Origin of the sequence: Adlercreutzia sp. ZJ473, from assembly GCF_013185065.1 — a bacterium.
Lineage (GTDB): Bacteria > Actinomycetota > Coriobacteriia > Coriobacteriales > Eggerthellaceae > CAAEEV01.
Genome location: NZ_JAAVTO010000031.1, coordinates 1 through 14,194 on the forward strand (window position 1 = coordinate 1; position 14,194 = coordinate 14,194).

Sequence of the window (14,194 nt, forward strand, 5' to 3'; positions counted from 1 at the left end):
TCCTAGGTCTTTCCAAGTTGTTAGTCGGAAAACTCCTGGAGGATTCTACCTATGGCATGGAAAGTTCCAAGAGGATTCCGATTGGCCTCTTGGAGCTTTATGATCACGCAGTTGTTTTGACGCTCACGTCATTTGGTGACGAGATAAATGACGAGATATTTACTCCGCTTTCTTAAGCGGCAGAAAGATGCTGTCTCCTCGCTTGTCTACTGCTGCGCGCCGATCACGGTGTTGGCGCTGTCCCCCGTGGTCTTCAAGGAAAGGCTCACGGGTCGCATCCTCCTCTCCTTCGCCGTCGTGCTCGCGGGGGCGCTGGCGCTGAACTGGGGGTCCGTCGAGGGGGCGCGTTGCTGGGGACGGTCCTGCGGAAGAAGCCGGGGGTGCCGACTTAGCCGACGCCCGGGGCCGATGATTTCATGCCGGGCGAATCAACGAGATCCCCCGTTCCCTTTGTGCCAACGACATGGACGTTCCCGGCATGTCGGAGGAGCTTGACCGCGCATCTGGCAAGTTGGCCGCCAGGCAGCTCGGTATCCCTCATGCACATGCGAAGGAAGGGCGGTTTCGGCTCTAGGCAGCAAACGAAGCTGGTCTACGATCTCGATAGGATCTTGGAGCATTCCTGGGTATATTCCTTGGGCTCTTCATGAGCGCCCACGTGCTTCTCCATGTATACAAGGTCGTAATAGCGTCCGAACTTACGCCCGCATTTGCTGAAGCGACCTACCGGCACATAGCCCAGTTTCTCATGGAAATGACAGCTTGCATGCGTGAGATACCCATCTTCCTCGTCGCGATACGCAACGCACGCATAGAGGTTGACAATGCCCTGCTCAGCCAAGAGCTTCTCGAGCTGCTCGTACAAAGCACGTCCAATGCCACGCCCGCGCATCGATTGTGCCAGATAGATGCTTACCTCGGCGCAATGGTCATACGCTTCGCGAACGCGAAAGCGATGAGCGTAGGCATACCCCACCGGCACGCCGTCGCATTCTGCCACGAGGTACGGATATGAAGCCTCTTGCGTCGTGCGAATGTTCTGCTCGAATTCCTCGCGTGTTGGCGGCGTGATCTCGAATGAAACCGCCGTTTCAAGCACGTAGGGCTTGTATATGTCGAGGAGCTGCTGTGCGTCGTCAATGCGCGCAGGTCGAACGGAGACGGTCATGCGGCACTCCTTTTAAACTCGTTTCGTGCATTGTAAGCTGGGCGCTCGCGAAAAGGCACGATGGGAATTCTATACCTACGCGACAGAGCGTTTTGGCAGCCGCCGCGAAGGCTTGAAAAGAGCATGCGGGAAGGCGCCGAGGGCCCGATGCCCACTTCCAAAGATCCCATTACAGGGAGCGTCCCAGTTCTTCGAGCTCATTGAGCTTGTCAGCAGGAACGTCATCCAGCCCGGCATAGGTGTACACGCCGCAGTCTTCTGCGTTGAAGTAGCCTTGGAAGTAGCCGTAGTAGATGTACTCGGAAGCATGGTAGACGTCTTCGTAAAGGGAGGCCAGTATCAGGGCAGTCTTCTTTATCTTGGCCGGAACGAACTTCGCCAAGCTTCGGTGAAGCACGGCGAGTATTGGCGCAGTAGGCGAGCCGTAGTAGACGGGGCTTGCGAAGACCATCATCTCCACCTCGTTCCAGAGCTCGTAGATCTTGTCCATGTCGTCGCGGATCGCGCATCGGCCGTCCTCGGGATGCAGCGATGCTTCGAGCTCTTCTCCTTGAGGGATGCTGTGGCACTTGAGGCAGCCCTGGCACTCCGAGATGCTCATCCTGGCGACGTTCATGATGTGGACCGTGTGGCCGGCCTCGCGTGCTCCGCGGGCAAACGCCTCGCACATTTTCGCAGTGTTTCCATCGAGGCGAGGGCTGCCTTGCAATACCAGTATGTTCATCGTCAAATGAGCCTTCTCTCCTTGGACAGCAGCCGCGAGATGGCAGGTCGTTGGCTTTCTGGGCGCAAGGCCTGCCGCCCGCTGGCCCATCCGCTGGTCCGCTGGGCTTCAACGAACTGCGATTGCCGCTGTCAGCTCCTTGACGCGCCAACGACGCAGAGGGGATGGGGATAGCGGCATGTCAGTATTATTGCACGCATTTCGCCCTGTCGGCGAAGAGACACGTGAGTTCTGCTCGCGAGAAGCTGCGCCGGGTGCCTTGGGCGTCAATTTGCCAGCCGTGTCTGGTCTCGTGGGGATTCGCTGAAATGTCAGGCGATTTCGAGGAAGGAGGAGTATAATGCTCTCTCACTGCGGGCGTGGTTCAATGGTAGAACTTGAGCTTCCCAAGCTTACAACGCGGGTTCGATTCCCGTCGCCCGCTCCATAGACTTCAGTCGAAGGCCGCCTCCGGGCGGCCTTCGTGCGTTCCCTGCTCGTTGGCTTCTATGGCCATGCGCACCTGCTCGGCAAGCTCGGCCTCGTTATCGATGCCCATGAGGCCAACGTGCTGAGACCACGTCAATTTAACAGACAGCGTCTGTTGTTTTTGATAGGTGAGGAGGTTGAGACCCTGGAGAAGGCGCAGCGAGCTGATGCTCGCCGCGCCGATGTCACTTGCAAGGCTCCTAGCAGGGAACGCCTGTGAGGCTCACCGCGAAGGGAACCCATGCGGCGAGAAGCGTAATCAGGATGAACACCGGAATGATGCCCGCCTTGAACGCATCTGAGAACGAATAGACGTTGTCGCGATACGACAACGCCAGGCCAGGGTTGATGGGCACGAGCATGTTGCCCGAGAGAATTGCGGCGAGCAGAATGGCGGGAATGGCCGGAGAATATCCCGCCGAAGTGCAGTACGCCATGAGCGGTGGAATGAGTATGGTGGCAAACGCAGGCCCCACGGGCACATATGAGTGCATGAAGTACACCGCAGCTACGATGAGCCAGAACGTCGCGAACAATCCAAGCTCCATGACCCCGCTGCTGAGGAACGCGTTCGCCAAGAAAGCAATGCCGCCCGTAGCGCCCACGACGTTGCCCAGCGAGATCACCGCTCCGATCATGATGACGATATTCCAGGGAACCTCACGCTGGAACTCATCGAACGTGAGCAGGCGAATGCCTGGTGCGCACATGAGGGCGAGCGCGATGACGGACACCGTGGTCACGTTGAGCGCGGTGACCCATGAGCCCACCACCCAAAGCACGGGAACTCCTATGAGGAAGAGAAGCGTTTTCCTTTCCTCGACGGTCAGGGCGCCCAGCGACGCGGCTTTCTTCGACAGGACGTCGAGGCTCTCCCCGTCAATAGGCTCAGGAGGAAACACGCGCACTATCACAAGCCAGATGACGGGAATCATCACGATGGCGACGGGCGCCGCGACTGCCATCCACGCCAAGAACGGAATGGTCAGGCCCGTTGCCTGCTCCACCAGCCCTAATGCCAGCACGTTGATGGAGGCGCCTGCCGGCGTCGCCATGCCTCCCATGAAGATTGCAAACGCGCTGCCCAAATAGAGGCACTTCGCCAGGTTTGACTTGCCCTTGACGTGTCCTGCGTTTACCAGGACGGTATCAGCGAAGCCCAGGAACAACACAAGCGTTGCCGAGTCGTTCATGACCGCCGAGAGCAGGCCGCCTGCCGCCATGAAAGCCAGCACAAGCCGCTTCGAGTCCTTTCCTGCGACTCGCACGAGGAAGCCCGTGAGGCGAATCGCCAGATCGGATTTCATGACAATTGCTGTCAGCGAGAATACTGCCATGGCGAATATCACCGTGGTGGTTCCAAATCCGGAAAAAGCCGTGCTAATTTGGGTGATGCCGAGCAAAGCTGCAACCACCAGGGCAAGAAGTCCCGCCACGCCCATGGGCAGCGTCTCGCAAAGCATCATGGCAACCATGGCGAACATGACCGCCAAGCCGACGATGCCCTCGTGCGAGAGTCCCTCCAAAGGAGGCATGAACCAACCGACGAGAAGTATAGCGGCAGCAAGGGGTAAGCCAAGATGCTTCTTGCTCAATCTTATGTGAATCATTTCCCCTCCTATCTGCAAAGTATGCGAAGCAAGCTACAAGGCGCAAATGCGCGCTGCGGGGCGAGTGCCGGCACACTGTGACTCAAGAGACGCAGGCCCTTTTGGGTCCAAGTCTTGGAGTCGCAGCGACAAGGCACTCGCCCCAAAGTGCAGCTACATCGAGGCCAAGCCTACATGGCGATGCCGACAAGGCCCGAGGCGAACGGAACCCATGCGCTCAAGACTGCGACGAAGATGAACGCCGGAACAATGCCGGTCTTGAGCAAATCGATCGGCTTCCAGCAGTTGTCGCGATAGGCAAGCGCCATGCCCGGGTTGAACGGCATGAGGAAGTTGCCCGACAGAATGATGGCCAGTATCATGCCCGGAACCGCAGGAGAGATGCCCGACGACACGCAGAAGGCCATCAGCGGCGGCACGAGCAGCGCGGCGAGCGCGGGGCCGATGGGAACGAACGTGTGGAACGCGTACACCACGAGCATGATGATGAAGATCGAGAAGAACCAGCCGAGCTCGGTAACTCCTGTGGAGAGGAAGATGTTGGCGAGATAGGCGACGCCGCCCGTAGCACCCACGATGCCGCCGAGGCAGAGCACGGCGCCAATCATGATGACGATGGTCCAGGGAACCTCGCGCTGGAACTCATCGAACGTGAGAAGCTTGACGCCCGGGAGGAACATGCCCGCAAGGCCCAGAACCGTGACCGTGGTGACGTTGAGCGCGGGAATCCAAGAGCCGGCAATCCACAGAACCGGCATGGCGACGAGGAAGAACAGCGTTTTCTTCTCTTCAGCGGCGAGCGGGCCCAACGCAGCGGCGCGCTGCTGAAGCTCGGTCAGATCCTCAGGCTTGATGGGCTCGGGCTTGAGAATCTTGATGATGAACAGCCACAGGATGGGAACCATGAGCGCACACGGCGGAGCGCAGGCGATCATCCAGTCCAGGAAGCCGATGGTGGCGCCCATCGACTGCTCGAGCATGCCGATGACCAGCACGTTGATTGACGAGCCAGCCGGTGTGGCGCCGCCGCCCACAAATGCGCACAAGGCGATGCCAATGTAGAGAGCCTTGGCAAGCTGCGACTTGCCGATGACGTGCCCCGCGTTGTTCAAGACAATCTGAGACAAGCCGATGACCAGCACCAGCACAGCCGAGTCGTTCATGACGGTCGAGAGGAGCCACGACACGCACATGAACGCCAACACAAGCTTCTTCGAGTCGCTCCCCGCCCAGCTCGTGAGCTTCGCTGTCAGGCGAATCGCGATATTCGACTTCATGACGATTGCCGTGAGGCCGAACACCGCTATGGCGAAGATGACGGTGGTTGTCCCAAAGCCGGAGAACACCGTGTTTATTTGGGCAATGCCCAAGAACGGCGCGACTACGAGCGCCAAGAGGCCGGCGACGCCCATGGGCAGCGAATCGCATACCCACAAGGCAACGGTGGCGAGCAGAAGGGCAAGCCCCAAGATGCCCTCGTGCGTCAGGTCGCCGTTGCCGGGAAGGAGCAAGCCGGCTACCACAATGAGCGCGGCAAGCACCAACCCCGTAATTTGTTTAACTGAACTTTGCTCTGCCATCAGATCCCCTTTCAAAGTTTGATGGTAAAACTCTCGTTGGCTTCGCCGCACCCTCCTTGCTGCGGAGCCTCGGGCCGCCTTGCGAGCCTTGGCGAGCGCCTTCGGTTCGCAAGGCGGCTGCTAAACGCCTACTCGTTTGACTCGAACACGTCGAGTGTTCCCACGTTCACGTCAGCTTCGGCCTCATCAACCTCGACAACGCGTGTCAAGTACCCGTCAGCTTCCACGTAAAGGTTGTATGACGCTGCGTCTACTTGCTCGAACCAGAAGTCGCCGAAGTCATCGGTCTCCTTGGTCAGGATCTCGCCCGTCGCCAGGTTCTCAAGCGTGACCGTTGCGCCGATGACCACCTCGTCGGCCTCGAGGTCACGCACCATGCCTGCCACGAAGCGCCGCGGAAGGTTAAGGTACACCACGCGCGGCTTGTCCTTCTCCGCGCGATCGGGCATGAGGTACGCGGCCTTCGCAAGCTCGTCAGCGAATTCGGCCTCGTCGCCAAAGCGGATGGCGTCGTGCGCGCACGCGTCGACGCAGCGCGGAACGCTCCAGCCGTCGTCGAGCAGATGCGCGCATCCGGTGCACTTCTGTGCCACGTCAAGCCCTTCGTTATAGAAAATCGCGCCGTACGGACACGCCTCTGCGAGCTCGCGGTGCCCCTTCGCCTTCGCGGGGTCTATGATGACCAGTCCGTCATCGCGGCGGTAAACCGCCTCGGGACAAACCTCCATGCAGGGCGCGTTCTCGCAATGTTGGCAGAGCTTCACAATATAGGACACCTTGACCTTGGGAACGCTTCCGCGCACCTTCTCGTCAACGCCAATCCAAAAATGCCCCGTGTCAGGCTGCGGAAGGGCGATGGGCGACCAGTCATTGTCGCAATGCTCGTCCTTGCAGGCAATTTGGCAATTGTAGCAGCCGTTGCATCTCATCGGGTCAATTACGAACATCTTGCTCATGGCTAGCCCCTTTCCACGATGAACTCGTCCACCACAACGCCCGACGCCGGATCGTATGTGCGCTCGAACGCCTCGGGATACTGCTTGGCGAGCTCGAATACGTCGACCTTCTCGACGTTTACGAGGAATCCGCTCGTGACCTCGCCATGCGCGTTTTTCGAAGTGGTAGCCGAAGGAGCGATGAGGTTGTTCGCCCCGCCTCGGTCAAGACCGCCTACGCCTGTGACTATCGAGTCGACGCGTGCGCCGTGGTCCTGGTAGACGACTCCTGGCATGATGCGTTCGGTTACGAGGATGCCGCCAAGGACGCCGCCTCGCTCGTTGTAGATCTTCGCCACGTCTCCCGTCTTCAGTCCGAGCTTGCCCGCATCAAGCGGGTTTATCCACAGAGGCTCGTATGCGTAGCCATCGGGGCCGGTCACCTTGCATGTGGGAATCTCGCGCAGCCAGGTGACGTCATCCAAGTTGGCATGAACGCGCCAGCGCGGGTGGTTTGACACGATGAGGAACGGATAGTCCACAGCGCGCTTCGAGCCGATGCGCTCCTCGTGTCCGTCGCCCTCCTCGATCCACTTCGGAATGGGACCGCGAATCTCGTCATCGGGAAACACGTCGGCGAGTGCCGTCGAATAGTACTCGAGCTTGCCTGATGGCGTAGTGAGCGGGTATCGCTCGGGCTCTTCGTAGAACTGTATCATGCCAGCAGGCAGGTCCTCCCAACCTTGCATCGTGGGGAACGGGTAGTACTGGCGCTCCTTGAACTCTTCGAACGTGATCGCCGAAGCGGCGCCCGTGTTCTCGAATCCCGCCTGGATGAAGTCAGCGACCGTCTTGCCTCCGTCCATCATCCTGCTGTGCAGGTCCTCGTAAATGCCGCCGAACTGCTCGAGCTTCTTGGCGACTTCCTCAACTGCCTCGAGGTCGGACTTCGACTCGCCTAAGGGCTCGATGGCGCGCTGCTCGTAGTAGATGACGTTCCACATGCCGTTGTCCGAGTCGGTGCCGATGTCCTCTTCCTCGAGCTTGGTGTTGATGGGCAAGAGGATGTCGGCGAACAGGCAGTCGTTCTCCATCCAAGGATGCTGTATGAGCAGGAACTCGATGGACTCGTGACGAAGCGCGTCCTGCATCTCGTTGCCGCCGTTCCAGCATGTCTCCCAGCAGGGTGCATCCGACCAGATCATGTGAATGCGCTCCTTGCCCTCAAGCGGGAATGTGAGCGGTCCGACGAACTGGTCCTCGCGCGGCAGACCGGCTGCAATGTGTCCGTACCATTGAACTGGCGGGTTTGTGATGGCCTGCGGAATCATGGTCTTGGGGATGATGGAGGGACGCACGGAGTATTGGCGTCCCCTGAACGCCGTGCTGCAGCTCGGTATCTCCACCGAGGGCGGCAGCGGCGTCACGCTCTTCATCCCGAAAAGGGACCACTCGATGAACTTGAACTGGTTGGCGCCTGGCTTGCCCAGCCCCTGCATGCCCAGGAGCGCTGCCTCGAGGCGTGCGGGCTCATGTGCGAAGCATGAGCGGATGAACGAGCCGCCGTTGCAGTGCGCGATGGATACCGCGTGCTTCGCCCAGTAGCGGGCAAGCGCCTTGATGGTGCAGCTGGGAACGCCGCACTTCTGCTCGGCCCATTTCGGCGTTTTCGGGATGCCGTCTTCGCCGCCCATTACGTAGTAGGCGAAGTTGTCAAAGCCGATAGCGTGGGAGTCAAGGTAGTCCCAGTCGTAGGTTCCCTCGGAAAGCCAGGTGTAGGCGATGGCAAGCTGCAGCGCCGCATCGGTGTTGGGCAGCACGGGGATCCACTTGTCGGCGTGCACGGCGTTGGCATAGTTCACGTCGGGGGAAATGTGAATCTGCTTGACGCCGATCTCGGAGAACCAGAAGCACAGCCGGCTCGCCATCATGCCGCCCCAGCCCCACGGCGTCGTCTCGGGGTCAGCGCCCCAGAACAGCACGGCATCGCCGTTCTCGGAGATGTCCTTGATGATGTTGTTCTGGAGGTTCTGCTGGCCTAATGGATCCATGCCCCAGATGTGCTTGGCACCCCAATACCAGCCCTCCCAGCTGTCAGGCTGGCGCGCCTGCAAGGTGTAGTCTCCCACCAATCCCAGCATGCGCGTTTGGCAGCCGTGCGTACCGTGGACGAACTTCGTCTCGCCATGCCCGTCGCCTTGCACGAGGATCGAGAGCGGTCCGTATGCGTCATGGACGCGCTTGATTTCCTCTGCGATTATCTGCGTGGCTTCGTCCCAGCTTATGCGTACGTACTTGCTTTTGCCGCGATTCTGCGGGTTGCGCTCGCCCTGCGGGTCCCAGTCAACGCGCTTCAAGGGGTAGAGGATCCTGTTCTTTGAGTACACGCGCTTCTTGTAGCTATACGACAGAGGGCCTGACACAACCTTGCTGCCTGGCTCAAACGTGTGTCCTCGTGCCTCTATCTTCCATGTGTTGAAATGCTCGCTGTCGTATCCTTCGTCAACATGGAAGGGGCGCAGCCGCAGGATCTTCGACTCGTCCTCGGCGACGTCGACGCTGCATACGTTCGCGCCGATAGCTGAGGCGCAAAAGCCCATGCCCTTTATGATGGGCCTTCCCTTAGCTTTTCCCATCGCAACTCCTCTCTTCTTTGCTCGCCCGCGTTGCGGGTTTGACCGTGGCCTGCATGTCGTCTGTCCTTGCGTGCTCAAGCGCGCGTCTGCCGATGTGCTCTTGCGCGAACGCCAGGCGAAAGACGGCACGTTTTCGCCTCACCACTTCATGAAGTTGAACTGGTCGAGGTCAGGCATTGCGTCTTTCTCCTTGATGTTCGTCTCGCTTGGAGCCTCGGGCTTGCTTGGCGGTGCAGGTCTCGACGGCTTCTTCGGGCGAACGGGTTTCAAGCTCTGCGGCTTCGCTGCCTTCTCGGCCTTTTCCTCGTTGTCCACAGCTTCCCCTTTCTGCATTCTCCTTTAGGCTTTGGGCGGCTTCGGAGCACCTGGGGCGCGAGGCGGACCAGGAACCTTCGGAGCTCCTGGAGCCCGAGGCGCTCCGGAAACCTTCGGAATTGCGGGGATGCTCGACGCGCCCATTGCTGCTTTTGGAACTCTCAGCAGTGGCTTCCCGCACGAAGCGCATAGGTCACTTCCGGGCGGGTTTGACGACCCGCACGAAGCGCATACCGCCTCGCCCCCCTCGTCAACGCTTGGTGGTCTGAAACACATAGCTACCTCCACTCGTATCGACTGCGTCGCCTATTCGTATGCAAGCGACTTCGAGAGGAGACTATGGCAAAAACGATGGAGAAAAGAATCGTGCTCGCGGAATCGACCACGCGTGCCACGATAATCCAGATAATATGATTACCCAGGTGACATACTGCTTTTTTCAGGATTGGAAAACATTCGGGCGCGCTGCTGGGCGCCCTGGGAACCCCTTTTTCGGGAGCCAGCGAAACGCGATATGATTCCCTCTGGATGATATGCTGCAAGGAGAGCTCCCGTATAATGAAGGCTGGCGCGCCCAAGATGCATTTGCCCATGCCGAAAGTCCAACGGTACGATGGTTGTGCCAAATCGCACTCGGATGCACCCAAGTGCATCTGGGCGGCGCGTATCTGAGTGCATCGCAATGACAGCGGCTGCGAAGAGGAGGCTGGCATGAGGCTGGCTGAAAGCTCCGAAGCGAACACGAGTCCTACTGCGAGGCCTGCTGCGTCGGGACGCCCTTCCCCGAACGGAGCCCTTGCTGAGATAGGCGCCGTCGACCTTATCGCGATGATAGGGTTTTCCTGCTATATCTTCTGGGAATTGCTCGGGGTGTTCGACTCTCTTCCCTTTATCTCCCCATACTTCACCTTTGAGGAGCTGCTTGCTCTGAAGCTCGGCTCCTTCTTCGTTATGACGGCTGGTTTTTTCGTGCTTGCGTTCAAGGGGGCCCCGGTCGTGCGCAACAAGGAGCGGATGCTCGTTGTCTCATCGGCGGTGCTCGCTGTCACTGCGTTGAGCCTCTCGCTTATCGTTGTCGTCGCGGAGGCGTCTTCGTTTGTTCTCGGCATCGTGATCTGGTGCTTGTACGGTCTGAGCCTTACGCTGCTCATGGTGGCGTGGGCAGTGTATTTCGAAGCAAGCTATGCGCCCCAAACGCCTAAGGTCATCGCCATGGGGTACGCCTTGGGCTTCTTCTCCTTCTTGCTATGCTCTTTGTCGGCGTCCGCCGGTTCGACGAGCTTCTTCTTGTTCATGGGATTTGCCTCCTCCTCCTCGACCATAGGGCTCCTTGCGTTTCTAATGCGGGACCGTAGGGCGAGGTGTGGCTGCGAGGACATGGCACAAGCGGAAGCGGAAGCGCCCGAGGGCTCGCCACTGCCATGGCTCTCGCCCTTGAGGGTGGCGCAGACTTCCTCGTTTGGCGTGTGCTACGGGTTCGCTATCACGCTTTTGCAGTTCGGCGGACAGCACTTGACGGCATTTGGCGTGCTCGGAGGGCTTGTCGGGTCGGTCGTATTGCTGGCGGCGCTGCGAAGCCGAGGGATTGCCGTCACGTCCGACATCTGTCGCATCACCTTCGTTCCCGTTGCCGTCGCGATGCTCTTCTTGCCTATCGGTGGCGAGCTCACGCGCGTCATATGCGGGATGGTCATCGTTTCCGCCTCCATCATCACAGCGATTTCTTCGTGGATGCACGCCGCGCGAGATGCGGCGCGTAGCGGATGCGATCCCGTGGGCCTGTTTTCGCTCACGAAAGCCCCTGGATGGGGCGGTTTTCTTGCGGGAGTGTTCGCCGCAGGACTCGTCATTGTCGTGGGGCCCCAGCTCACTACCGCTGTGGTGGCCGTTCTCGTCGCCCTCGTCTGCGCGTCGTTTGCTCTGTCCGTGTTCCAGGAGCCAAATCGGGTATCAGACGGTGTTGAGGAAAAGCCACAGCCTGAGACGCCGACGGCCTTCCTTGCTTCCGCGCAGGTTGTCTCTATCTGCCTTGACGACATCGCTGCTCTCTACGGGCTCTCAGCTCGCGAAGTCGATGTGCTTGCTCTCCTCGCAAAGGGGCGCAACGCCGAGTTCATAGCCGACAAGCTCAGCATAGCCCGTCCCACCGCGAAGACGCACATCCAGCATATTTACCAGAAGACTGCGGTTAACTCCCAGCAAGAGCTCATCAGCCTCATCGATAGCGAGCTGGAGAAGGCGGGAGCGGGCGCGAGCGTCGGCGCGAAAGCTTCAGGGGCTGCCTGCTAGCATCGGGCAGAAAGTGCGGGGGTCGGGGGTGTTTTGCCTGCGAAATGGGGTAGAATCAAATAAACTGCGAACGAATCTCTCGCAGCTGCGCATCATCTTGCCCTACCCCTTGCTTCACCTTTTGCTCTGCCGCTGGCTCTACCCCCGTTCTGCCCGTGCTTGCAGTAAATTACGCGCAAGGAGTCCTGATGAAAATGCAGCCCCTCCCTCTCGCCAATCGTCTCACCCGCGCCACCCTCGCCTTTCTGCTCGCCTTCGCCCTCGTGCCGCTGATGCCGGGCGCCGCCCTCGCCGACCCTGCGGATGACGGCCCGGCTGACAACAGAACGGCTGACAACAGCGCGGCGATTGACCGCTTCACGAGCATATTCAACGAAACCCATGCTGAGATGCGCCAGAGGTTCAACGAGACGGGCAACGTAGACGACCTCCTCACCAACCGCGCGAACGACAGAGTCGATGCGACGAACGGCATCGCGCCGATGTCGCGGACCTCGGCTCCCGAGAAGTACGATCTGCGCGAGGCGGGCCTGGTGACCCCGGTCAAACTGCAGAACCCCTGGGGCACCTGCTGGAGCTTCAGCGCGATCGCCGCGTCGGAGACGAGCATCTTGAGCGAGCTGGGCGGGTCGGCCCCCCAAGGGCTTGATGACTTGTCGGAGCTCCATCTCGCATGGTTCGCCTACACCCCGCTTTCCCAGGAAGCCATCGACGCCTCAGGTTCCGCCAACTACCAAAGCCAGGTGGGGGAGGGCTACTACACGGTAGATGCCGGCGGAAAACACAGCCTTGAACCGGATGTCATCCTCAACCAGGGCGGCTCGCCTCCCACCATCACCTCGGTGCTGTCATCAGGCGTCGGACCCGTCCTTGAAAGCGATGCGCCTTACCGCAACAAGGACGGCAGCACCGTCGATGACTCGAGCGGCGCTCCCGTTTACTACAGCGCCGATGGCGGCTGGTCGGTTGACGAGAGCCTGCGCTTTCGGTCTGCCCTCCAGCTCAAGGACGTCAACCTGCTGCCGTCACCTGCCGGCGTCGATGATGACGGCAACTACAGGTATGACGAAGACGCCGTCGATGCCATCAAGAGCGAATTGCTTCAGGGCCGTGCGGTGAGCATCAACTTCTGCGCTGACCAGTATCGGCCGGGCGTGCCGGTTGTCGAGCAGAGGTACATCAACCCCGATACGTGGGCGCACTACACCTACGAGAAGGCCCCGGCGAATCATGCCGTCACCATCGTCGGATGGGATGACGACTACGCGGTGAGCAACTTCCTGACATCGGCGCAGGTGCCAGGTGTCACGCAGCCGCCTGGTCCCGGCGCTTGGATCGTCAAGAACAGCTGGGGATCGGAAGCGGAAGAGTTCCCCAACAAGTTCGACTGGGGCGAGAAAGGCTGCTTCTACCTGTCCTATCACGATCAGAGCATCACCAACGTCGAGACGCTTGACTACGACATGACCAACCATGACGCGACCGTCCGGGGTCACCAGGGGGATTACCGCATCATCGACCAATACGACTTCATGCCTTCGCCTAGCCCGATGACGCTGGAGTACCCTATCCCGGCGAGCATGGCGAACGTCTTCACGGCAGACGAGCGCCAGGCCGTCACCGCGGTGTCGTTCGAGACCTCCGTCCCTAACGTAAAGGTGACGTGCGAGGTGTACCTTTTGGGCGAGGATTGGACGTCGCCCAAGGACGGCAAGCTCGCAGCCACCGTGCCGTCGGAGACGTATGAGTATGGCGGCTACCACCTCGTCGATCTTCCGAACAGCGTGATCGTGGAGAAAGGGCAGAAGTATGCGGTTGTGGTAACGGAGGAGATCGTCGATCCAGGCGAATCGAAGCCTCCCTATCGCGTTTTGTTTGACTTCGGCATCAACAAGCGCGGCTGGGATGAGATGGCTCAGGGACAGTTCGACCCCCCTACGAAGTATGCGCGCGGCATCGTCAACCGCGAAGAGAGCTTTTTGGTTGTAGCCGAGGAAGAAGGCGAACTGGCATTGGACCTGGTTGACCTCATGGAAGGCAGCCCCGACACGATGGATTTCGACAACTTCCCGGTCAAGGCATACGCAAATCCGGAACCCGCTCCAGAACCGGGGCCGGAGCCTGGGCCAACGCCCGGGCCGTCGCCTGAGCCTGAGCCCGGGCCGGCGCCTGAGCCTGGGCCTGGGCCGGCGCCAGAGCCTGCCCCTGCTCCCACGCCCGCGCCTGCGCCCGCTCCGGCGGGGGCTACGACGGGGGCGCCGCTGGCTGACACGGGCGATGAGCTGGGGCTGCCCGTGATGATCACGGCGGGCGTGGCCGTGCTCGCCGCAGGCGTCTGCGTGGTCGCTGCCGTGTGCATGCGCCGTCGCCGCAGATAGCGCAGATAGCGCAGAAGGCAGGGTCTTCGACTTTTCTGCCGATGAAGCGAAGGAGAGATCGGCAGTAAGCATCGGCAGTAAAGCGGAACAG

The 14,194-nt window shown here is 60.1% G+C and carries 9 protein-coding genes and 1 tRNA gene; 3 read left to right on the forward strand and 7 right to left on the reverse strand.

The window, feature by feature from the left end; translation table 11 throughout:
• Positions 1-592: 592 nt before the first annotated feature.
• Together HRL41_RS07195 and HRL41_RS07200 are read right to left on the reverse strand one after the other, a co-directional pair.
• Positions 593-1,168 (reverse strand): GNAT family N-acetyltransferase, encoded by a 576-nt coding sequence (locus tag HRL41_RS07195; protein ID WP_172136182.1) that lies wholly within the window; start codon positions 1,166-1,168, stop codon positions 593-595.
• A 169-nt stretch (positions 1,169-1,337) separates the two neighbouring features.
• The gene (locus tag HRL41_RS07200) at positions 1,338-1,892 is read right to left on the reverse strand and encodes a flavodoxin family protein (RefSeq protein ID WP_253904769.1); all 555 of its coding nucleotides are present in this window, start codon (positions 1,890-1,892) and stop codon (positions 1,338-1,340) included.
• Positions 1,893-2,245: 353 nt separating this feature from the next.
• On the opposite strand from HRL41_RS07200, the gene HRL41_RS07205 reads away from it, so the two are divergent.
• A tRNA-Gly gene (locus HRL41_RS07205) sits at positions 2,246-2,319 on the forward strand.
• A 241-nt stretch (positions 2,320-2,560) separates the two neighbouring features.
• Here HRL41_RS07205 and HRL41_RS07210 read toward each other — a convergent pair.
• The 5 genes from HRL41_RS07210 to HRL41_RS07230 form a co-directional block, all read right to left on the reverse strand.
• A complete protein-coding gene (locus HRL41_RS07210; protein ID WP_172136184.1) occupies positions 2,561-3,955 on the reverse strand; it encodes an SLC13 family permease in 1,395 nt (464 codons plus the stop codon).
• A 185-nt stretch (positions 3,956-4,140) separates the two neighbouring features.
• Positions 4,141-5,550: an SLC13 family permease gene (locus tag HRL41_RS07215; protein WP_172136185.1), complete on the reverse strand. Its 1,410-nt coding sequence runs from the start codon at positions 5,548-5,550 to the stop codon at positions 4,141-4,143.
• 128 nt (positions 5,551-5,678) lie between these two features.
• Positions 5,679-6,506 carry a 4Fe-4S dicluster domain-containing protein gene (locus HRL41_RS07220; RefSeq protein ID WP_172136186.1) on the reverse strand — a complete coding sequence of 276 codons (828 nt, stop codon included), beginning with the start codon at positions 6,504-6,506 and terminating at the stop codon, positions 5,679-5,681.
• Between the two features lie 2 nt (positions 6,507-6,508).
• Complete coding sequence (locus HRL41_RS07225; RefSeq protein ID WP_172136187.1) at positions 6,509-9,121, reverse strand: molybdopterin-dependent oxidoreductase; 2,613 nt, start codon at positions 9,119-9,121, stop codon at positions 6,509-6,511.
• Positions 9,122-9,259: 138 nt separating this feature from the next.
• Positions 9,260-9,436, reverse strand: coding sequence for a hypothetical protein (locus HRL41_RS07230; protein ID WP_172136188.1), 177 nt, complete (start codon positions 9,434-9,436; stop codon positions 9,260-9,262).
• A 711-nt stretch (positions 9,437-10,147) separates the two neighbouring features.
• On the opposite strand from HRL41_RS07230, the gene HRL41_RS07235 reads away from it, so the two are divergent.
• Together HRL41_RS07235 and HRL41_RS07240 are read left to right on the forward strand one after the other, a co-directional pair.
• A complete protein-coding gene (locus HRL41_RS07235) occupies positions 10,148-11,725 on the forward strand; it encodes a helix-turn-helix transcriptional regulator (RefSeq protein ID WP_172136189.1) in 1,578 nt (525 codons plus the stop codon).
• 194 nt (positions 11,726-11,919) lie between these two features.
• Positions 11,920-14,103 carry a lectin like domain-containing protein gene (locus HRL41_RS07240; RefSeq protein WP_172136190.1) on the forward strand — a complete coding sequence of 728 codons (2,184 nt, stop codon included), beginning with the start codon at positions 11,920-11,922 and terminating at the stop codon, positions 14,101-14,103.
• Positions 14,104-14,194: the final 91 nt, after the last annotated feature.